We start from the raw sequence: 20283 nt of genomic DNA, 5'->3' as shown, positions 1-20283 counted from the left end.
CGACGCAGCGAATCCCCAGGAGCTTACTCTCGTAAGGGACTGGGGTGAGCGAGGACAAATTCGTCAGGAACGAATTTGAACGCAGTTCACTGCGCCCGTAAGGGCGAGGCCCAGGGATGGGCCGAGTTATTGCCAACGCACATGCCACTTGAAGTATGACGGGTAGAATTATTATCCGACTAACATACCTGCAGATAAGGTTTGAAGGAAGTCGCAATTCTGAAAACATATTTGTCAACGCGTCTAACTCGCTATACTTTCGGCACTTGGGATTAAGTCAGGGAGTGAAGCATGCATTATTTCAAACACAGCGTGGCGCTGGCGTTATTCGCCGCTTTATCGCTGGGCAGCCTGTCCGCGCAGGCCTATGAGCAGGATAAAACCTATAAAATTACCATCCTGCACACCAACGATCACCACGGCCATTTCTGGCGCAATGACTACGGCGAATATGGCCTGGCGGCGCAGAAAACGCTGGTGGACGGTATTCGTAAAGAGGTGGCGGCCGAAGGCGGTAGCGTTCTGCTGCTGTCCGGCGGGGATATCAATACCGGGGTGCCGGAGTCTGATTTACAGGATGCAGAGCCCGATTTTCGCGGCATGAACTTGATCGGCTACGACGCGATGGCGGTGGGGAACCATGAGTTTGATAATCCGCTGAGCGTGCTGCGCCAGCAGGAAAAGTGGGCGAAGTTCCCGTTCCTGTCGGCCAATATTTATCAGAAAAGCACCGGCGAACGGCTGTTCAAACCCTGGGCGCTGTTTAAACGCGGCGGGTTAAAAATCGCGGTAATTGGCTTAACCACTGACGATACGGCCAAGATTGGCAATCCGGAATATTTCACCGATATCGAATTCCGCAAACCGGCGGAAGAGGCGAAGCTGGTGATCCAGGAGCTGCAGCAGAATGAAAAGCCGGACGTGATCCTGGCCACCACCCATATGGGCCACTATGACAACGGCAACCACGGCTCTAACGCGCCGGGGGATGTCGAGATGGCACGCAGTTTACCCGCGGGCTCGCTGGCGATGATCGTCGGCGGCCACTCGCAGGATCCGGTGTGCATGGCGTCGGAAAATAAAAAACAGGTCGACTATGTGCCAGGGACGCCGTGCGCCCCGGATCGCCAGAATGGCATCTGGATCGTCCAGGCGCATGAGTGGGGCAAATACGTCGGCCGCGCCGATTTTGAGTTCCGCAACGGCGAGATGAAACTGGTGCACTATCAGCTGATCCCGGTCAACCTGAAGAAAAAAGTGACATACGATAACGGCCAAAGCGAGCGGGTGCTGTATACGCCGCAGATCGCGGAGAACCCGCAGATGATGTCGCTGCTGACGCCGTTCCAGAACAAAGGTAAGGCGCAACTGCAGGTCAAAATCGGCAGCGTGAATGGTCATCTGGAGGGCGATCGCAGTAAAGTGCGCTTCGTACAGACCAATATGGGCCACCTGCTGCTGGCGGCGCAGATGGCGCGCAGTAACGCGGATTTCGCGGTGATGAGCGGCGGCGGGATCCGCGACTCCATCGAGGCGGGCGATATCACCTACAAGGATGTGATGAAGGTCCAGCCGTTCGGCAATGTGCTGACCTATGTCGATATGAGCGGCAAAGAGGTGGTGGATTACCTGACCGCCGTCGCGCAGATGAAGCCGGATTCCGGCGCCTATCCGCAGTTTGCGAACGTCAGCTTTGTGGCCAAAGACGGCAAGTTGAACGATCTGAAAATCAAAGGCGAACCGGTGGATCCGGCGAAGACCTACCGGATGGCGACGCTGAGCTTTAACGCCACCGGCGGCGATGGCTATCCGAACATTGCCGATAAACCCGGGTATGTGAATACCGGCTTTATCGATGCCGAAGTGCTGAAAGAGTATATCGAGAAGAACTCGCCGCTGGATGCCGCCGCCTATGAGCCGAAAGGCGAGGTGAGCTGGCAGTAACCCTGAGGGGAAGCCCGGATAAAGCGCTGCGTCGCTATCCGGGCGCTTTCCCGGTGGCGCTGCGCTTACCGGGCACGGGGCGCGTCATCAATCGCGGCGGGCGATATCGGCGAACTTCGCATCCAGCAGCTGCGCCAGATCGCTGGCCGCCAGCTCAATATCCAGCCCGCGTTTGCCGCCGGAAATGTAAATGGTGGCAAATTCCTGCGCCGGGGCGTCTATCACCGTCGGCAGACGCTTCTTCTGCCCCAGCGGACTGATACCGCCCACCAGATAGCCGGTGATACGCTGCGCCACCATCGGGTCGGCCATGTCGACTTTCTTGGCGCCCAGCGCTTTCGCCACTTTCTTCAAATCCAGCTGCCCGGCGACCGGGGTGACGGCGACCGCCAGATGCTTCATATCGCCATTTACGGCGACCAGCAGGGTCTTGTAAACCTGGTCGGCATTGAGGCCGAGCTTGCGCACCACTTCATCACCGAAGTTGGTCTCATTGGGATCGTGATCGTAACTGTGGATCTGAAAGGGGATTTTGTTTTTTTCGAGTAATTTAACGGCGGGAGTCATAGCTATCCTTCTTACCAACCGGTTTTGCGTGACGTCAGAATACGCCCGCAGGTTGTCTAAAAAATAGTACCATCTTGCGCAATAGTGTTGGCAGTGATGGTCACTTTGAGCGACAATCAGACGATCCGGGATGCAAATCCCGGGATAATAATAATGATGAAATTCCTCTTTGACGGGCCAATAGCAATATTGGCCATTTTTTTATGTCAGCATATCCGGCAGATTCCCTTCGCCATACAGATGCAGCGCGCCGACGGCGACCACGTAGCGCCCCGGCGGCAGGGCCAGCAGCGTCTCGCGCCAGGCGAGATTGCGCTGGTGCATCAGCACATCATATAAAGACTGGCTGAAGGTCGTCGGCAGCGATACCGCGCCGCGCGACGGCGGTTGCTCCAGCCACCAGCCGATCATGACCTGCAGTAAACGGGCGTTGGTGCGCCAGTGGGTCAGCGTATCCTCCAGCAGCGCCATTCCGCCATCGGGCAGGTCGCGCAGCAGCGCGATCTGGCTGTCGGCGCCTTCCAGCTCCATCACCGCTATGTTGCTCTCGCGGGCGGCCATCAGCAACTGATAATCGATACCGTAATCCGGCCGCAGCCCCAGCTTCTGCGCCTGGGTGGCCTGCAGAACCATCGCCACCTGCCACAGCGGCTGGCTGTCGAATAGCGCGACCGACAGGCCGAGTTCACCGGCTCGCGACTGTAGCTCGCTCAGCTGCGCGTCGCTCAGGCGCTCCGCCAGCGGCGGATAAGCGGGGAGATGGCTAAACGGGGTTTCATTGCCGCTGATATCGGCCTCAACGATTAACGCATCGGCCTGGCGTATTTTTTTCAGCAGCTTCGCTGGCGGCGGCGCCATATCGCGGGTGCCCATATGGATGCTGCCGACGAGGTGCAGATAGCGTTTGCCGGGCAGGACGATATCCATCGCAGGCCAGGAATAAGACGAGCCGACGGCGGCTCGCCACAGCATTTTTATCCGGTTTAACAGGCCCATACGCGCTCCGAAGTGTGAGGCATTCATGCTAGCGCATATGGTGATACACGTCACCCTTCCGGCGGGCTTTTCTTGTCCCGGTAAAAAAGCGGGCGCCGACCCTGTCAGCGCCCGCTTTCCTGGACAGCGCTTACGCTTTTGGTTTAAAGCGCAGCAGGCGGTTAGCGTTACTCACCACGGTAATCGACGACAGCGCCATCGCCGCGCCGGCGACCACCGGATTGAGCAACGTGCCGGTCAGCGGCCAGAGGATCCCGGCGGCAATCGGGATGCCCAGCGAGTTGTAGACAAAGGCCCCCAGCAGGTTCTGCTTCATATTGCGTAAGGTCGCCTTCGAAATCGCCAGCGCATCGGCCACGCCGTGAAGACTATGGCGCATCAGGGTGATCGCCGCCGTTTCAATGGCAACATCGCTGCCGCCGCCCATGGCGATCCCGACATCCGCCTGCGCCAGCGCCGGGGCGTCGTTAATCCCATCACCCACCATCGCCACTTTGTGCCCCTGGCTCTGCAGACGCTTAATGGCGTCGGCTTTACCGTCCGGCAGCACGCCGGCAATCACTTCATCAATGCCGGCTTCTTTGGCGATAGCATTCGCGGTAGTGGGGTTATCCCCGGTGAGCATCACCAGGCGGTAGCCCTGACGATGCAGGCGCGCCAGAGCGTCGACGCTGTCTTCGCGTAGCGGGTCACGGATGGCGAACAGCGCGGCCGCCTGACCATCTACCGCCAGCAGCACCGGCGTAGCCCCGCGCGAGGCCTGCGCCATCATCTCGCTTTCTATATCGCCGGTGGCGATATGTTGCTCGTTGAGCAGCGCCTGGTTACCGAGCAGCAGGCGATGGCCTTCCGCTTCGCCGCTGACGCCCAGGCCGCGCAGGGTGCGGAAGCCGCTCACTTCCGGCAACGGGCTGTCTCCGGCTTTATCAAGGATCGCTCGCGCCAGCGGATGGCTTGAACCCTGCTCAAGCGCGGCGGCAAGACGCAGCGCGGTCATCTCATCAACGTCTGCGAAAGTTTTCACCGCCACCACCTGCGGCTTGCCTTCGGTCAGGGTGCCGGTTTTATCGAACACCAGGGTGTCGAGTTCACTGGCGCGCTGCAGAGCATCGGCGTCGCGCACCAGTACGCCGTACTCCGCCGCCCGGCCAACGCCGGATATAATCGACATCGGCGTCGCCAGGCCTAATGCGCACGGACAGGCGATAATCAGTACCGTGGTGGCGATCACCAGGGTATAGACGATCTGCGGCGCCGGGCCGAAGAAGTACCAGATCGCAGCGCTAATCAGCGCAATGGCGACCACCGCCGGGACAAACACCGCGGAGATTTTATCCGCCAGCTGGCCGATCTCCGGCTTGCTGCTCTGCGCCTGGCGCACCATGCGGATAATACGCGCCAGCGTGGTCTGGCTGCCGACGGCGCTGGCGGTGAACAGCACGCTGCCGTCCTGCACTACGGTGCCGGCGTGAATGGCGTCGCCATCGCCTTTTTGCTGCGGTACCGGTTCGCCGGTGAGCATCGCTTCATCAAACCAGGCTTCCCCCTGGCTTATCACGCCGTCGACCGGGACGCGGTCGCCGGTCGTCAGGCGCAGCGTCATGCCGGCCTGAACTTCAGCGAGCGGCAGATCTTTCTCGCCGTCGGGCGTAACGACCCGCGCCGAAGGCGGCGTCAGGTCGAGCAGTTTTTCCAGCGCTTTTGAGGAGCGCTGGCGGGCGCGGGCCTCCAGCATATGACCGAGGTTAATCAGGCCGATAATCATTGCGCTGGCTTCGTAATAGAGATGGCGGGCTTCCATCGGGAACCACTGTGGCCACAGGTTGACGCTCATCGAGTACAGCCAGGCGACGCCGGTACCGAGCGCCACCAGCGTATCCATGGTGGCAGTGCCGTTTTTCAGGCTTTTCCACGCGCTGCGGTAGAAGTGGCCGCCGGCGAAGACCATCACCGCCAGGGTGACGAGGCCGATGACCAGCCACAGCGAACGGTTGTCGTCGCTGACCATCATGTTATCGCCGATCATGCCCCAAACCATCACCGGCACGCCGACCAGCAGGGCGACAATCGCCTGCCAGCGAAAACGTTTCATGGTGGCGATGGCGGTTTCCTGCTGCCGTTCGCGGCGTTCCAGATCGTCCTCGATCGCCTCCGCGCCGTAGCCCGCTTTCTCCACCGCCTGCACTAATTCTGCGGCGGACGCACTGCCCATCACCAGCGCCGTGCGTTCCGCCAGGTTAACCCGCGCCTGTGAGACGCCCGGCACCGCGGCAAGCGCGTTCTGTACCCGGGAGACGCAGCTGGCGCAGCTCATGCCGTTGATCAGCAGCTGTTGACTGTCATCTTCGTCATGGGCTGCCGGAAGCTCAGGAGTGGCCGCTGTCAGTGCTTCCGACGGGATTGATGATTCTGCCAGCGGTTTAGCCTTTGGGTGGCTGAGCTCCGCGCCGTATCCGGCTTGTTTAACGGTTTCAATCAGCGCTTGTGCGCTGGCGCTGCCCGTCACATGGGCTTCAGTGAGGGTGACTTCCGCTTGCTCAACGTCAGGACGCTGCTCCAGACTCTCTTTCACGCGTTTAACGCAGTGGCCACAGGAGAGGCCATCCAGCGTCAGGTCGATAGTGTTAGACATAAATAACTCCTGAATAATTTTCCGGTCAACGATTGACCAGAACCACTCTTTCATCGAGTATTAAGAAGGTTAAACCTTCCAGCAAGGGGAAGGTCAAGGAGAAAAAATGAATATCAGCGATGTGGCGAAAAAAACCGGTTTAACCAGCAAAGCGATTCGTTTTTACGAAGAGAAGGGGCTGGTGACGCCGCCGTTGCGGAGCGAAAACGGCTACCGCACCTACGGTCAGCAGCATCTCGATGAGCTGACGCTGCTGCGCCAGGCGCGGCAGGTGGGGTTTAATCTGGAAGAGTGCCGCGAGCTGGTGGCGCTATTCAACGACCCGTCACGGCACAGCGCCGATGTGAAAAAACGCACGCTGGAGAAAGTGGCGGATATCGAGAACCATATCCGCGAGCTGCAAAATATGCGCGCGCACCTGCTGGCGCTGGCTGAATCCTGCCCCGGCGACGACAGCGCGGAGTGCCCGATTATCGATAATCTTTCCGGCTGTTGTCATCGCAAGGCGCAGGCTTAACGAACAACGGGTCTGATCCGCAGCGTAATCCCTTCCACGGCGACCACTTCGACCTGACTGCCCGCGGCGAGGTCCTCGTCAGCCATCACCGGCCAGGAGCTGTCGCCCACGCGCACGTGGCCGCGGCCGTTTACCAGGGGGGTATCCAGCGTCAGACGGCGGCCAATCAGCTGTAACCCGCGCTGGTTGAGTTGAGCATCGGCAGGACGCTGCAGTTTGACGCGCTTGCGCAGCCACTTCGACCACAGCCACGCCGCCAGCAGAGTGAGGATGGCAAACAGCGTGCCTTGCCATTCCCAGCTCAGCGGCAGGAGCCAGGTCAGGGCGCCGGTCACCACGCCGGCGACGCCGCTCCATAGCAGGTATCCGCTGCCGCCCAGCATCTCGGCCGCCAGCAGCAGCCCGCCGAGGCTAAGCCAGAACAGATGGGGGTGGGCGAGGATCATGTCGATCATGATTTTTTCCGATCGCCAGCGCCTTCTTTGATCAGCTCGCTGATCCCGGCGATCGATCCCATCAGGCTGCTGGCGTCCAGCGGCATCAGCACCACTTTACTGTTGTTGGCGGCGCCAATCTGCTGCAGCGCATCGGTGTATTTCTGCGCCACGAAGTAGTTGATCGCCTGAATATCGCCTGAGGCGATCGCCGAGGAGACCATCTGGGTGGCGCGGGCTTCCGCTTCAGCGGAACGCTCGCGGGCCTCCGCCTGCAGGAATGCGGACTGCCGCTCGCCCTCCGCCTTGAGGATCTGCGACTGCTTTTCCCCTTCCGCTTTCAGTATTTCCGCCTGACGCACCCCTTCGGCCTCGAGAATATAAGCGCGCTTGGTTCGTTCGGCTTTCATCTGAGCGTTCATCGAGGCGATAAGTTCCGCTGGTGGGCGAACGTCGCGAATTTCGACGCGGGTGATTTTCACCCCCCACGGGTTGGTGGCGTCGTCAACGATATGCAGCAGGCGGGTGTTAATGCTGTCGCGCTGGGAGAGCATTTCGTCCAGCTCCATCGAGCCGAGCACGGTACGGATGTTGGTCATCGTCAGGTTGACGATCGCCTGCTCAAGATTGCTGACCTCGTAGGCGGCCTTCGGCGCGTCAACCACCTGAATAAAGCAAACGGCGTCGATAGTGACGTTGGCGTTATCCCGGGAGATCACCTCCTGTGACGGGATGTCGAGCACCTGCTCCATCATGTTCACTTTGCGGCCGATGCGGTCCATAAACGGCACGACTAAGCTTAATCCCGGCTGCAGCGTCTGGGTAAAACGCCCGAAGCGCTCCACCGTCCACTGGTAGCCCTGCGGGACGATTTTCACCGCCGCGGCCACAATGACCAGCGCGACGAAAATAAGGATAGGAATAAAAATCAGCATCAAAAACCTCCTGTCTTGTTGCCTGGTGGGGCGCTACAAGGAAATAGCGCATGTTTAAATTGAGTATATCTTTCTCCTCATCCTGGAGAAAGGAAAGTGGGGTAAACTAGCGGTGTTTCAGAAAATAATCAGGAAGACTCATGAAGGAAAATAACGCGCTTTTGCGTCTCGAGGATGTGGGATTTAAGACCGACGACGCAGTTATTTTACATAATATCAACCTTCAGCTCAGACCCGGGGAATTCAAGTTGATTACCGGGCCTTCCGGCTGCGGGAAAAGCACCTTGCTGAAAATTATCGCCTCGCTGCTCAGCCCGACCTCCGGACGTCTGTTTTTCGACGATGCCGATGTCGCGACGCTGTCGCCGGAAAGGTATCGCCAGCAGGTCTCTTATTGTGCGCAGACGCCGGCGCTGTTCGGGGATTCGGTTTACGATAACCTGATTTTTCCGTGGCAGATCCGTAATAAACAACCGGATCCGCAGGCGCTGGTGGCCGATCTGCAGCGCTTTGGTCTTGGCGAAAATATGCTGGAAAAATCGATTAACGAACTGTCGGGCGGTGAAAAGCAGCGCGTATCGCTGATTCGCAATTTACAATTTCTGCCGCGCGTGCTGCTGCTGGACGAAATTACCAGCGCGCTGGATGACAGTAATAAACAGAATGTGAATGACATTATTCATGGCTACGCGACGGAAAAACAGGTCGCTGTTCTATGGGTCACCCACGATCGCAATGAAATTTCGCATGCCGATGAAGTAATTACGCTGCAACCTGCCGGCGGAAACATGCAGGAGGCACAGCATGAACGGGCATAACATTACGAACGAATCGCTGGCGCTGTCGATGGTGCTGGTGCTGATCGCTATTCTGGTGAGCTATCGGGAAAAGCTGGCGCTGGAAAAAGATATTCTCTGGAGCATCTGCCGGGCGATCGTGCAGCTGATTATCGTCGGCTATGTGCTGAAATATATCTTTAACGTCAACCATGCGGTTCTGACGCTGTTGATGGTGCTGTTTATCTGCTTTAACGCGGCGTGGAATGCCAAAAAGCGCAGTAAATATATCGATAAGGCGTTTGTCTCGTCATTTATCGCCATCACCACCGGCGCCGGGCTGACGCTGGCGGTGCTGGTGTTCTCTGGATCGATAGCCTTCGTGCCGATGCAGGTGATCCCGATTGCCGGGATGGTGGCCGGGAACGCCATGGTGGCGGTGGGGCTGTGCTACAACAATATGGGCCAGCGCTTCAGCAGCGAGCAGCAGCAGATTCAGGAGAAGCTCAGCCTCGGCGCCACGCCGAAGATGGCCTCGGCGCGGCTGATCCGCGACAGCATCCGCGCGTCATTGATTCCCACCGTCGATTCAGCGAAAACGGTCGGCCTGGTGAGTTTGCCAGGGATGATGTCGGGACTAATTTTTGCCGGTATTGACCCGGTGAAGGCGATTAAGTACCAGATCATGGTAACTTTTATGCTGCTGTCGACCGCCAGCCTGTCGACGATTATCGCCGGCTATCTGACCTACCGGAAGTTCTTCAACGCCCGCCATCAGCTGGTGGTGACGCAGCTGAAAAAACGCCCGTGAACGATCCCGGGTTGCGGCGTTCACGCCTCACCCGGGTTACTAAGGCTGCGTTGCGCCTCGTTCGCATAGCCCGGATAGCGCAGCGCTATCCGGGGCAGGCAACGAATTAGTACAGCAGCGAATAGAGCTGACGGCGGTATTTGGCGGCCAGCGCATCGCCCGTACCGAGGGCGGCGAGGATCTCCTGCAGCATCTTGCGCGCCTGGCCGTCGCCGGCGCCTAAATCCTTCTGCAGATGGCTGAACAGCAGCGCCAGCGCTTCTTCGTTACGCCCGACCTGATGCAGCTGTAGCGCCAGCTGGGAGGCCAGCAGCGCATCCTCCGGATTCTGTTCCACCTGCTGCTGCAGCTGCTGGATTTCCGGCGTGTCGGCGGCCTGTTTGAGCAGCTCAATCTGCGCCACCAGACCCTGATAGTGGGTATCCTGATCCTGCAGCGGGATGGTTTTTAGCACGCTTTCCGCTTCATCGGAACGGTGCAGGGCAATCAGCGTTTCCGCCAGCAGCAGGCCAATCTGGCTCTCCTGATTCGACAGCTGCCAGGCTTCCTTCAGCAGCGGCAGGGCATCGGCGTATTTTTCTTCCTGCATCAGGGCCAGCGCCTGCTGAGCTTTCAGCTCCTCTTCGCGGGGCAGGACTTTATCCAGCAGGGCGCGGATCGCTTCTTCCGGCTGCGGGCCTTCAAAACCGTCCACCGGCTGGCCGTTCTGGAACAGATAAACCGTAGGGATGGCGCGCAGACCAAACTGTGAAGCGAGCATCTGCTCAGCGTCGCAATCGACCTTCGCCAGCATAAACTGGCCATTGTATTGCGCGGCCAGACGCTCAAGAACCGGGGTCAGCTGTTCGCAGTGCTGGCTGCGGGCAGACCAGAAGTAAAACAGCACTGGGACGTTCATAGACTGCTGTAGCGTCTGCTGCAGGTTCGCTTCGCTAATGTTGACAATATTCTGTTCGGACATGGGCATTTCTCGTTAGTCGATTTCTGTTTTACATGGGGGCGGCATTCCGCGCTTCAACTCAGCCGTGGATAATTTTGTCCATCGCGCGGGCTGGCAGCAGGCGTTTGAGCAGCGCCACCGCGTGGGTGACCAGGGTGACCGGGTAGCGCAGCTTCGGCTTATCGCTGGTAAAAGCGTGGCGCACTTTTTCCACCACCGCCTCCGGCCCGAGGGTAAAACGGGCGGCGATGCCCGGGTTTTCAACGGGCTTGTCGCTTTGCGTCTGGTTGACGTTATCGGTAAAGCGGGTGCGGATCGGGCCCGGTTCAATCAGGCTGACCTGAATACCGCTGTGGCGCAGCTCCATGCGCAGCGCATCGGACCATGCCTCAAGGGCATATTTGCTGGCGGCGTAGGCGCCGCGGCCGGGGCTGGCGATAAGCCCCATCACCGAGGAGGTCATCACGATGCGCCCTTCGCCGTGCGGGGTCATCGCCGGCAGCAGCAGCATGGTGAGCTGATGGGCGCCAAAAAAGTTGGCGGAAAACTGCTGTTCCATCTGCTGGCGGCTGATGGTGTTCAGCGGGCCATAGACGCCGTATCCGGCGTTATTGAACAGGCCGTAGAGACGATTATCGGTCAGCGCAATCACCTCCGCCGCCGCGCGCTCCACGCTCTGCGGGTCGTCCAGATCGAGCAAAATACCGGTTAGCCCCAGCTCCTGCATCCGCGCCACGTCCTCCGCTTTGCGGCAGGCCGCCAGCACGCGAAAGCCCTCGCGGGTTAAATCCAGCGCGCTTTCCAGACCAATTCCGCTGGAACAGCCTGTCACTAAAACCGTTTTTTGCATAACTTTACCTGTCAGCGACCCCTGGCGTTCAGGAGTCATGATTAACTAAGGGAGCCAGCCGGTTCGCCATCCAGTCGGCGATAAACGGCTGCGCGTCGCGATTCGGGTGAATGCCGTCGTCCTGCATCCACTGGGGTTTCAGATACACCTCCTCCATAAAAAAGGGCAGGAGAGGAATAGCGAACTCTTTGGCCAGGGCCGGGTAAATCGCGCCGAAGGCTTCATTATAGCGGCGGCCATAGTTCGCCGGCAGGTGAATTTGCATCAGCAGCGGTTCGGCGTTGGCCGCTTTGATCGTCTGAATGATGGTGCGCAGCGTCTGCTCGGTCTGCTGCGGCGGAAAGCCGCGCAGCCCGTCGTTGCCGCCGAGCTCAACCAGCACCCAGCGCGGCTGATGCTGCTTAAGCAGCGCTGGCAGACGGGCCAGTCCCTGCTGGGAGGTATCGCCGCTGATGCTGGCGTTCACCACCGGCGTTTTCGCCTGCCACTTCTCATTGAGCAGCGCAGGCCACGCGGCGTTGGCCGCCATCCGATAGCCAGCGCTCAGGCTGTCGCCGAGGATCAGCAGCGTGTCCGCCGCCATCGCGCGGCAGGTAAACAGGAACAAAAACAGGAAAGGCACATGCCAGCGGAAAACATACTTGAAGTTCATCATCTTAAGAAGTCCGTCGGTCAGGGGGAGCATCAGCTCACCATCCTTACCGGAGTTGAGCTGGTTGTCAAACCGCGGCAGACCATCGCCCTGATCGGCGAGTCGGGCTCCGGTAAATCGACCCTGTTGGCGATCCTCGCCGGCCTGGACGATGGCAGCAGCGGGGAAGTATCGATGCTGGGCAAACCGCTGCATCGGATGGATGAGGAGGCGCGGGCGGCGCTGCGGGCGCAGCACGTCGGTTTTGTATTTCAGTCGTTTATGCTGATCCCAACGCTCAACGCCCTGGAGAACGTCGAGCTGCCAGCGCTGCTGCGCGGCGCCAGTGATAGCCAGAGCCGGGGCGATGCCCGGGCGCTGCTTGAGCAGCTGGGGCTTGGCAAACGCCTGCACCACCTGCCGGCGCAGCTCTCCGGCGGCGAACAGCAGCGGGTGGCGCTGGCCCGGGCCTTCAATGGGCGTCCGGCCATTCTGTTCGCCGATGAGCCCACCGGCAACCTCGATCGCCAGACCGGGGACAAAATTGCCGATCTGCTGTTCTCGCTTAATCGCGAACACGGCACCACCCTGATCCTCGTCACTCACGATCCGCTGCTGGCGGCGCGCTGCGACCGCCGTCTGCGCCTGGTGGATGGCCAGCTGCGGGAGGAAGCATGATCGCCCGCTGGTTCTGGCGCGAATGGCGCTCGCCGTCGCTGCTGATCGTCTGGCTGGCGTTAAGCCTCGCCGTGGCCTGCGTGCTGGCCCTGGGGTCGATAAGCGATCGAATGGAGAAAGGTCTCAGCCAGCAAAGCCGTGAGTTTATGGCGGGCGACCGGACGCTGCGCAGTTCGCGCGAGGTGCCCGCTGAGTGGATCGCGCAAGCGCGGAAGTCAGGGCTGAGTGTCGGCGAACAGCTGAGCTTCGCCACCATGACCTTTGCGGGCGATACGCCGCAGCTGGCGGACGTCAAGGCAGTGGATGACCGCTATCCGCTGTATGGCACTCTCGAGACGCAGCCGCCGGGGCTGAAGCCCCGGGCGGGCAGCGTCCTGCTGGCGCCAAGGCTGATGGCACTGCTGAACCTGAAAACCGGCGATACGATTGACGTTGGCGACGCCACGCTGCGCATTGCCGGGGAAGTGATTCAGGAGCCGGATGCGGGGTTTAACCCCTTCCAGATGGCGCCGCGGCTGATGATGAATATGGCCGACGTGGCAAAGACCGGCGCCGTGCAGCCCGGCAGTCGCGTCGCATGGCGATATAAGTTCGCCGGCGACGCTGAACAGCTGGCCCGTTATGAGCAGTGGCTGCTGCCGAAACTCGGCCCGGAGCATCGCTGGATTGGTCTTGAACAGGACGACAGCGCACTGGGCAAATCCCTCGAACGCTCGCAGCAATTCCTGTTGTTATCCGCGCTGTTGACGCTGCTGCTGGCCGTCGCGGCGGTGGCCGTGGCGATGGGCCACTACTGCCGCAGCCGCTACGATCTGGTCGCCATACTCAAGACGCTGGGCGCCGGACGGGCGCAGCTGCGCAAGCTGATTGTCGGTCAGTGGCTGCTGCTGCTGGCGCTGTCGGTGATAACCGGCGGGGTGGCGGGGCTGGCGCTGGAGCGCCTGCTGCTGCTGGTGCTCAAACCGGTTCTTCCCGCCGCGCTCCCGCCGGCCAGCGGCTGGCCGTGGCTGTGGGCGGTGGGCGCGACCGGCGTGATTTCCCTGCTGGTGGGCCTGCGGCCGTATCGGCTGCTGCTGGCGACCCTGCCGCTGCGAGTGCTGCGCCAGGACGTGGTGGCCAGCGTCTGGCCGTTAAAAATCTGGATCCCGACGGTCAGCGCCGTGGTGGTGAGCCTGCTGGCGTGGCTGATGGGCGGCAGTCCGCTGCTGTGGTCAGTGCTGGCCGGGGCGGTGGTGCTGGCGCTGCTGTGCGGCCTGGTGGGCTGGGGATTGCTGTGGCTGCTCAAACGCCTGACGCTCAGAGCCTTGCCGCTGCGTCTGGCGGTGAATCGCCTGCTGCGCCAGCCGTGGTCGACCCTCAGCCAGCTGGCGGCGTTTTCCCTGTCATTTATGCTGCTGGCGCTCCTGCTGGTGCTGCGCGGCGATCTGCTCGACCGCTGGCAGCAGCAGCTGCCCCCGGAGAGCCCGAACTACTTCCTGATCAATATCGCCCCTGAGCAGATAATGCCGGTGAAGACCTTCCTCGCCGAACATCAGACGCGGGCGGCGGAATTCTATCCGATCGTCCGGGCTCGTCTGACGCAGATCAACGGCCAGTCCACGGACGGGAATAAAGACGAAGCACTGAATCGCGAGCTTAATCTCACCTGGAGCGAACAGCGTCCGGATCATAATCCGCTGGTGGCCGGCAGCTGGCCGCCGAAGCAGGGCGAGGTATCGATTGAGGAGGGGCTGGCGCAGCGATTGGGAGTGACAATCGGCGATACGGTGACCTTTACCGGCGATACGCAGGAGTTCAGCGCGAAGGTGAGCAGCGTGCGCAAAGTCGACTGGGAGAGCCTGCGGCCAAACTTCTTCTTTATTTTCCCCACCGGGGCGCTGGACGGGCAGCCGCAGAGCTGGCTCACCAGCTTCCGCTGGGATAACGGTCCTGCGATGTTGACCCAGCTGAACCGCGAGTTTCCCACCGTCAGTCTGCTGGATATTGGCGCTATCCTGCGCCAGGTCGGCCAGGTGCTCTCCCAGGTCAGCCGGGCGCTGGAGGTGATGGTAGGCCTGGTGACGGCCTGCGGCGTGCTGCTGTTGCTGGCGCAGGTGCAGGTCGGTATGCGTCAGCGTCATCAGGAGCTGGTGGTCTGGCGCACGCTGGGGGCCGGGAAATCGCTGCTGCGCGCCACGCTGTGGGCGGAGTTTGCCCTGTTGGGGCTGGTCTCCGGCCTGGTGGCGGCGATAGGCGCCGAAGTGGCGCTGGCGATGCTGCAGACCAAAGTCTTTGATTTTCCCTGGGCGCCGGACTGGCGGCTGTGGGTGATGCTGCCGATGACGGGAGCGGTGTTGTTATCCCTGTGCGGCGGCGGGCTGGGGCTGCGTTTATTAAAAGGGAAAGCGCTATTCCGTCAGTTTAGCCAGTAAGAATATTGAATGTTGATGATGCGCCGCCGTTTTTGGCGGCGCTTTTATTTTAAGCGCACAAATTGATAAACCATTGATTTTTAAGCGCACGAAACATTAAAAACCCAGCAACACGCTGTGCTGATTCGCGGTTAATATTCAACTGGAAAATATAAGATTGCTTATTAATCAAGGAAAAACTATGGCACACACAATAAAAACGCTGGCGATCTCGATCGGCGCAGCATTAGTGTTAACGTCATTGGCTGCCCACGCGGAGATCACCCTGCTAAAACAGGATCCGCAGGCGGGGGATCCGTTAAGCCGGCTTAACTTTACCGTCGGCGGAAGTATCCGCCCGCAGTTCAATATGATGACCGGCGACGGGGATAAAGGCTCCTATAAGCGCAACGGTTTTGACGGCGGCACCCGCTTCCGTTTCGCCGCGGATTACTATCTGTTCGATGATATTAGCTGGATCAGCTACTACGAGCTGGGGGTGAATATTCCGGCGCTGTTCGACTGGGATAATCACTACGCGGAAGGGGCGAACAATACCACCCGCCGCATGCTGTATACCGGCCTGAAAAGCGATACCTGGGGGACGTTAACCTACGGTCAGCAAAACAGTATTTACTATGATGTGGTCGGGGTGAAAACCGATATCTGGGACTACGATATGATTGCCCAAGCGCCGGGCAACGGTATTAACGGCGATTACGATGGTTCTTATCGTTCCCGTAATATGCTGAAATATAAGAAAACCGTTGGCGATGTCGATCTTTACGGCTCCTATCTGTTCGAAGACAGCGAATACCTGCCGGGTAATGGTCTGCGCTATAAACGTAAAGGCGGCGGTTCTGTTGGCGCGGACTACCACATCATGAAGGATCTGACCTGGGGGACCGCGTGGAACTACACCCGCGCCGAAATGCGCGACCCGTCAAGTTCCGACAGCAAAACCTATGACCAGAACATCGTCGGTACCGCGCTGAGCTGGACCCCGGATAACTGGACTTTCTCCTTCGGTGGCGGCTGGTATCAGAACTTCCTCACTACCAAAAAAACCGATGTCCATAATTACTTCGCCGGCGACGCCTGGGGGATTGAATATTTTGCGGGCTATAAATTCCCGATCAATCAATATGCCGTTAAATCTATTCAGCCGTACTTTATGGGCGACCGCCTGGAATATGTGAACGGCCGTAACTACCAGCGTATTGATAACGGTCTGGGGATCAGCTTCCAGCTGGATTATGGTTTCCGCGTTGACTACGAGCACGTGTTTACCTCCAGCACCGACAACCTGGGCGATATGAACCTGGTGCGTCTGCGTTACGACTTCTAAGCGGTCACAACTCCCCGGTCGCGCTGCGCTACCGGGGCTACAAATCGCACCGAGCGGTAGCCCGGCTAAGGCGTTTACGCCGCAAGCCGGGACAATAGAGCATGCAATTACTTCGCCAGCCAGGCGGCGACCTCCTGCCAGTTGCCGCGAAAAATAATCTTCCCGGCTTTTTTACCCAACTGATAGCGATACATCGGGTCGTAGTATTCTTCCAGCAGCGGCACCAGCCAGGCGAAGTGCGCCTCGGTGCTGGCGGTGCGCTGCTGCTGCGCCAGCGCCTCATCGAGGCGTTCAGTGAGCTGAGCAAAACGCTGCAGTCCCAGGCGACGGCGGATGGCGAACAGGCCGTGATGCAGATACTCGCCATATGCCTGCCAGCCTTTCTCTTCGCCATAGGCGGCGATAAAGTCGCGATACATGCGATCGAAATACTCCTCGCGCAGCCGTTCGAGGCGAACGTCAAACGGATCTTCCACCACCGCCAGCGGCGATTGCGCCATGCGGATGCGCAGGCACTCCGGCAGATGGTTGGCGCCGATCATGTGGCCTTCATCTTCCAGCACCCAGCGCGTCTGCTGTTCGGCTTTTTTGAGCAGGCTAACCGCCAGATGGTTTTCAAAGGTGGCCTGCGGATGCTGCGGCTGTAGCGTGCGGCCAAACGAAGAGCCGCGGTGGTGGGCATGGCCTTCCAGATCGATACCGTCCGGGCGCGAGCAGACCAGCTGGGTTTTGCCGTTGCCGGTGCAGCCGCCAATCAGCACGATCGGTCGCTGTACCAGCGCGTCGGTGGCCTGGATTGCCGCCTGGCGCAGCGCTTTATAGCCGCCGACGATCAGGGGGTAATCCACACCAGCTTCTTTCAGCCACTGCTGGACGATATGCGAGCGCTGGCCGCCGCGAGCGCAGCACAGGAAACCGTGCGGGTAACGGGCGCACGCTTCCAGCCAGGCCTGGATCCGGCTGGCGCGCAGGTCGCCCTGGACCAGCTTATGGCCGAGCGCCAGCGCCGCTTCCGGCCCCTGGCGCTTGTAGCAGGTGCCGACCGCGGCGCGTTCTTCATCATTCATCAGCGGCAGGTTGATCGCCGCCGGCATCGCGCTTTGGCTAAACTCCACCGGGGCGCGCACGTCAATCAGTGGCGTATCGCTGGCAAGGATCTGCAGAATATTTTTTGGTACTGATTCCATCATTTAAACCGTTAGGCAATCCAGACGCGTCGCTCGACGCGATAATTCTCCTATTGTACGCGGTGAGCGCCTGTGAGGATTGATTTTTCACGGTGTATTGCTGAATAGCGTCAGGAATCCCTCAATTTCCGGTGCAGAATGGCTGAACAATGAAGCGATGTCCTGCACCGCTTTACCATGATGATCTTTACGCCAGGCGAGACTCAATGGCGAAGGAGGGCGCATGGTCGGAATGTGTCGGGCGATTAGCTTGCCCTGAGCGATAAGCGGCAGGCACAGCGGTTCTGGTAAAAAGCCGATGCCGACGCCGGCGAGATGGGCGGCAACTTTGGTTTCGATATCGGGAACCACTATCTCTTTTTGCCCGGGCAGACGCCAGGCGACGCGCTTCGTCAGCCTTCGGGCGCTGTCCTCAATATTCACTGCCGGATAGCGCCGCAATTGAGCCTCTGATAGCGGGTCGGTTTGCTGGCTTAGCGGGTGATGCGGCGACATCACGAACAGCCAGGTCACCTCACCCAGTGGGTAAACCGCCATATTTTCCGCTAACGGTTCGGTGCCGGTCACGCCGATGGCCAGCGAAAAGTCGTCATGCAGCAGCGTATCCCAGACGCCCATATAGATTTGTCGTGAAAAATGAAATTGCGTAAAAGGGTAGCGCTGGGTGAGCCAGGCCAGCAGCCGGGCAATGGCCTGCGGGTCGTACATCAGGTTATTCACCACAATATTGACCTGACGCTCTACCCCGTCATTTATCTGCTGAAGCTCGCCGGGCATACTATCAATCCACCCCAGCCACTCTCTGGCTTGCGCCAGCAGGTGCATCCCGGCCGGCGTTAGCAATACGCTGCGCGTTGTACGGGAAAAGAGTGCGACACCGGTGTTGTCCTCCAGTAATTTGATGCGATAGCTGATGGTGGCGGTTGTTTTATAAAGTTTTTCCGCTGCTCTTGAGAAGCTGCCGGTCTCAGCGACGCTGACAAAGGTGCGTAATGTTTCGGGATCGAGCATCGCCACATTCCTCGTTATTTAATAATTCACCCATGATTTTTAAGTATTTTTTCACAATAACCTTTTCAATAATGTGGTTTAAATCAGATTTTGGAAAATTATTCCAACTTATAGTGTTGCCATGCTTAGATGGCTGTGGATTGCGCAGCTTCTCTACCCCCTTCGACGTTGGGAAGGGGAACGGTTTTTAATGAATAAGGAACTGGTCATGAAGCTTGAAGTATTGCCCCTGACGCGAGATGCATTCCGCCCGTATGGGGATGTTATCGAAACGGAAGGACAGGATTTTTTTCACATCAATGATGGCAAAGTACAGCGTTTTCACGATCTGGCGATGGTGGAGACATTACAGCAGGATCGTACGCTCATCAGCATTAATCGTGCGCAACCCGCCGTGCTGCCGATTATTGTCACCGAACTGGAGCGCCATCCGCTGGGTACCCAGGCATTTGTGCCGATGCGGGGGGAGACTTTTGTCGTGGTGGTTGCGGCAGGAGGCGATGAGCCGGACATGACCACGCTGCGCGCGTTTATCTCCAATGGCCGCCAGGGGGTAAATTATCATCGCAATGTCTGGCACCATCCGCTGTTTGCCTGGCAGAGCGAAACCGATTTTTTAACCGTCGATCGCGGTGGAAAAGATAACTGCGATGTCGTGGAGATCCCGACCGTGGAGCTGAGCTTTGCGTGAGGTTGCACGTGACGCTGTCGATTATCTTGCATAACATGTGGGCGCTTACACACTATTTATGCTCAGGTTTTGAGCCGGAGATAATCGAGGTATGACAGAAGTGAGAAGGCGTGGAAGGCCAGGCCAGCAGGAGCCTTCCGCGCAAAAAGGCGCACAGGCGCTGGAGAGAGGGATCGCGATATTGCAATACCTTGAGAAGAGCGGCGGCAGCTCGTCGGTTAGCGATATTTCCCTGAATCTGGACTTACCGTTATCGACCACCTTTCGCTTGCTAAAAGTGCTGGAAGGCGCGGATTTTGTCTATCAGGACGCGCAGCTAGGCTGGTGGCACATCGGGCTTGGCGCATTCAATATCGGCTCGGCGTACATCCATAACCGGGATGTTTTATCCGTCGGCGGACCTTTTATGCGGCGGCTGATGCTGATGTCGGGGGAGACAGTCAACGTGGCGATTCGCAACGGCAACGAAGCGGTGCTGATTGGCCAGCAGGAGTGCAAGTCGATGGTGCGAATGTGCGCGCCGCTCGGCAGTCGACTCCCGCTGCATGCTTCAGGCGCGGGGAAAGCGCTGTTGTATCCGCTGTCTGCGGAAGAGCTGGTGGATGTGATTGTGAAGACTGGCCTGCAGCGGTTTACGCCGACGACGATTGTGGATTTACCGGTCCTGCAGCGAAATCTGGATGAGGCGCGAGCCTGCGGCTACAGCATTGACCAGGAGGAGCATGTTACAGGATTAAACTGTATTGCTTCAGCGGTTTACGATGATGTGGGCTCCGTGGTAGCGGCCATTTCGATTTCCGGACCTGCGTCCAGGTTAACCCCGGACCGTTTTGTCAGTCAGGGCGAGCTGGTAAGGGAGACGGCAAGGAATATCAGTACCGCGCTGGGCCTTAAACCCCAGGCCGACTGATCGCCGATCCAACCCGCTCACTTGAGCGGGACTTT

The 20283-nt window shown here is 59.1% G+C and carries 20 protein-coding genes; 9 read left to right on the top strand and 11 right to left on the bottom strand.

What is annotated here, in order from left to right:
- Window positions 1-291 precede the first annotated feature (291 nt).
- Window positions 292-1944 carry a bifunctional UDP-sugar hydrolase/5'-nucleotidase UshA gene (gene ushA, locus ABLV54_RS09005; protein ID WP_032734896.1) on the top strand — a complete coding sequence of 551 codons (1653 nt, stop codon included), beginning with the start codon at window positions 292-294 and terminating at the stop codon, window positions 1942-1944.
- An 87-nt stretch (window positions 1945-2031) separates the two neighbouring features.
- On the opposite strand, the gene ybaK is transcribed toward ushA, so the two are convergent.
- From ybaK to copA, 3 genes are all read right to left on the bottom strand, one after another.
- A complete protein-coding gene (gene ybaK, locus ABLV54_RS09000) occupies window positions 2032-2511 on the bottom strand; it encodes a Cys-tRNA(Pro)/Cys-tRNA(Cys) deacylase YbaK (RefSeq protein ID WP_004204728.1) in 480 nt (159 codons plus the stop codon).
- Between the two features lie 201 nt (window positions 2512-2712).
- Window positions 2713-3507, bottom strand: a complete 795-nt coding sequence (locus ABLV54_RS08995) for a TraB/GumN family protein (RefSeq protein WP_135704115.1) — start codon at window positions 3505-3507, stop codon at window positions 2713-2715.
- 130 nt (window positions 3508-3637) lie between these two features.
- A complete protein-coding gene (copA, locus tag ABLV54_RS08990; RefSeq protein ID WP_050533147.1) occupies window positions 3638-6139 on the bottom strand; it encodes a copper-exporting P-type ATPase CopA in 2502 nt (833 codons plus the stop codon).
- Window positions 6140-6245: 106 nt separating this feature from the next.
- Here copA and cueR point away from each other — a divergent pair, with 106 nt between their 5' ends.
- Window positions 6246-6656 carry a Cu(I)-responsive transcriptional regulator gene (gene cueR, locus ABLV54_RS08985; protein ID WP_004204725.1) on the top strand — a complete coding sequence of 137 codons (411 nt, stop codon included), beginning with the start codon at window positions 6246-6248 and terminating at the stop codon, window positions 6654-6656.
- Here the strand turns inward: cueR and ABLV54_RS08980 are convergent.
- Both ABLV54_RS08980 and ABLV54_RS08975 read right to left on the bottom strand, forming a co-directional pair.
- The gene (locus ABLV54_RS08980; protein ID WP_050533070.1) at window positions 6653-7111 is read right to left on the bottom strand and encodes an NfeD family protein; all 459 of its coding nucleotides are present in this window, start codon (window positions 7109-7111) and stop codon (window positions 6653-6655) included. The genes cueR and ABLV54_RS08980 overlap by 4 nt on opposite strands.
- Window positions 7108-8025: an SPFH domain-containing protein gene (locus tag ABLV54_RS08975; protein WP_004204723.1), complete on the bottom strand. Its 918-nt coding sequence runs from the start codon at window positions 8023-8025 to the stop codon at window positions 7108-7110. The genes ABLV54_RS08980 and ABLV54_RS08975 overlap by 4 nt, the downstream gene beginning before the upstream one ends.
- Window positions 8026-8165: 140 nt before the next feature.
- Between ABLV54_RS08975 and fetA the strand changes: the two genes are divergently transcribed.
- Both fetA and fetB read left to right on the top strand, forming a co-directional pair.
- Window positions 8166-8843, top strand: coding sequence for an iron ABC transporter ATP-binding protein FetA (gene fetA / locus ABLV54_RS08970; RefSeq protein WP_023288661.1), 678 nt, complete (start codon window positions 8166-8168; stop codon window positions 8841-8843).
- Complete coding sequence (fetB, locus tag ABLV54_RS08965; protein WP_004204721.1) at window positions 8830-9612, top strand: iron export ABC transporter permease subunit FetB; 783 nt, start codon at window positions 8830-8832, stop codon at window positions 9610-9612. The genes fetA and fetB overlap by 14 nt, the downstream gene beginning before the upstream one ends.
- Before the next feature lie 106 nt (window positions 9613-9718).
- Here the strand turns inward: fetB and ABLV54_RS08960 are convergent, their stop codons facing one another.
- Genes ABLV54_RS08960 through tesA form a run of 3 tightly spaced genes read right to left on the bottom strand, consistent with a single transcriptional unit; the run spans window position 9719 to window position 12054 of the window.
- On the bottom strand, window positions 9719-10573 hold the full coding sequence (locus tag ABLV54_RS08960) for a co-chaperone YbbN (RefSeq protein WP_050533069.1): 855 nt from the start codon (window positions 10571-10573) through the stop codon (window positions 9719-9721).
- Between the two features lie 58 nt (window positions 10574-10631).
- Complete coding sequence (locus ABLV54_RS08955) at window positions 10632-11441, bottom strand: SDR family oxidoreductase (RefSeq protein ID WP_072096484.1); 810 nt, start codon at window positions 11439-11441, stop codon at window positions 10632-10634.
- Window positions 11431-12054: a multifunctional acyl-CoA thioesterase I/protease I/lysophospholipase L1 gene (gene tesA, locus ABLV54_RS08950; RefSeq protein WP_050533146.1), complete on the bottom strand. Its 624-nt coding sequence runs from the start codon at window positions 12052-12054 to the stop codon at window positions 11431-11433. The genes ABLV54_RS08955 and tesA overlap by 11 nt, the downstream gene beginning before the upstream one ends.
- Here tesA and ybbA point away from each other — a divergent pair.
- Complete coding sequence (ybbA, locus tag ABLV54_RS08945; protein ID WP_032454210.1) at window positions 12025-12711, top strand: putative ABC transporter ATP-binding protein YbbA; 687 nt, start codon at window positions 12025-12027, stop codon at window positions 12709-12711. The genes tesA and ybbA overlap by 30 nt on opposite strands.
- Window positions 12708-15122 (top strand): putative ABC transporter permease subunit YbbP, encoded by a 2415-nt coding sequence (ybbP, locus tag ABLV54_RS08940; RefSeq protein ID WP_050533068.1) that lies wholly within the window; start codon window positions 12708-12710, stop codon window positions 15120-15122. Before ybbA ends, ybbP begins: the two co-directional genes overlap by 4 nt.
- Here ybbP and ABLV54_RS08935 read toward each other — a convergent pair.
- Complete coding sequence (locus ABLV54_RS08935) at window positions 15099-15212, bottom strand: hypothetical protein (RefSeq protein ID WP_072096483.1); 114 nt, start codon at window positions 15210-15212, stop codon at window positions 15099-15101. The two genes, ybbP and ABLV54_RS08935, sit on opposite strands and share 24 nt — an antisense overlap.
- A gap of 91 nt (window positions 15213-15303) precedes the next feature.
- Here ABLV54_RS08935 and ABLV54_RS08930 point away from each other — a divergent pair, with 91 nt between their 5' ends.
- Window positions 15304-16449, top strand: a complete 1146-nt coding sequence (locus ABLV54_RS08930) for a porin (protein ID WP_101881455.1) — start codon at window positions 15304-15306, stop codon at window positions 16447-16449.
- A 107-nt stretch (window positions 16450-16556) separates the two neighbouring features.
- On the opposite strand, the gene mnmH is transcribed toward ABLV54_RS08930, so the two are convergent.
- Together mnmH and allS are read right to left on the bottom strand one after the other, a co-directional pair.
- A complete protein-coding gene (mnmH, locus tag ABLV54_RS08925; RefSeq protein WP_050533145.1) occupies window positions 16557-17636 on the bottom strand; it encodes a tRNA 2-selenouridine(34) synthase MnmH in 1080 nt (359 codons plus the stop codon).
- 87 nt (window positions 17637-17723) lie between these two features.
- Window positions 17724-18647: an HTH-type transcriptional activator AllS gene (gene allS, locus ABLV54_RS08920; RefSeq protein WP_048334211.1), complete on the bottom strand. Its 924-nt coding sequence runs from the start codon at window positions 18645-18647 to the stop codon at window positions 17724-17726.
- A gap of 208 nt (window positions 18648-18855) precedes the next feature.
- On the opposite strand from allS, the gene allA reads away from it, so the two are divergent.
- Both allA and allR read left to right on the top strand, forming a co-directional pair.
- Complete coding sequence (gene allA, locus ABLV54_RS08915) at window positions 18856-19338, top strand: ureidoglycolate lyase (protein ID WP_048334213.1); 483 nt, start codon at window positions 18856-18858, stop codon at window positions 19336-19338.
- Window positions 19339-19429: 91 nt separating this feature from the next.
- Complete coding sequence (allR, locus tag ABLV54_RS08910; RefSeq protein WP_048334214.1) at window positions 19430-20248, top strand: HTH-type transcriptional repressor AllR; 819 nt, start codon at window positions 19430-19432, stop codon at window positions 20246-20248.
- Window positions 20249-20283 lie beyond the last annotated feature (35 nt).

It is taken from the genome of Klebsiella sp. JB_Kp042, from assembly GCF_040065275.1.
Classification (GTDB): Bacteria; Pseudomonadota; Gammaproteobacteria; order Enterobacterales; family Enterobacteriaceae; genus Klebsiella; species Klebsiella quasipneumoniae.
This window is presented reverse-complemented; position numbering and strand designations above follow the sequence as displayed.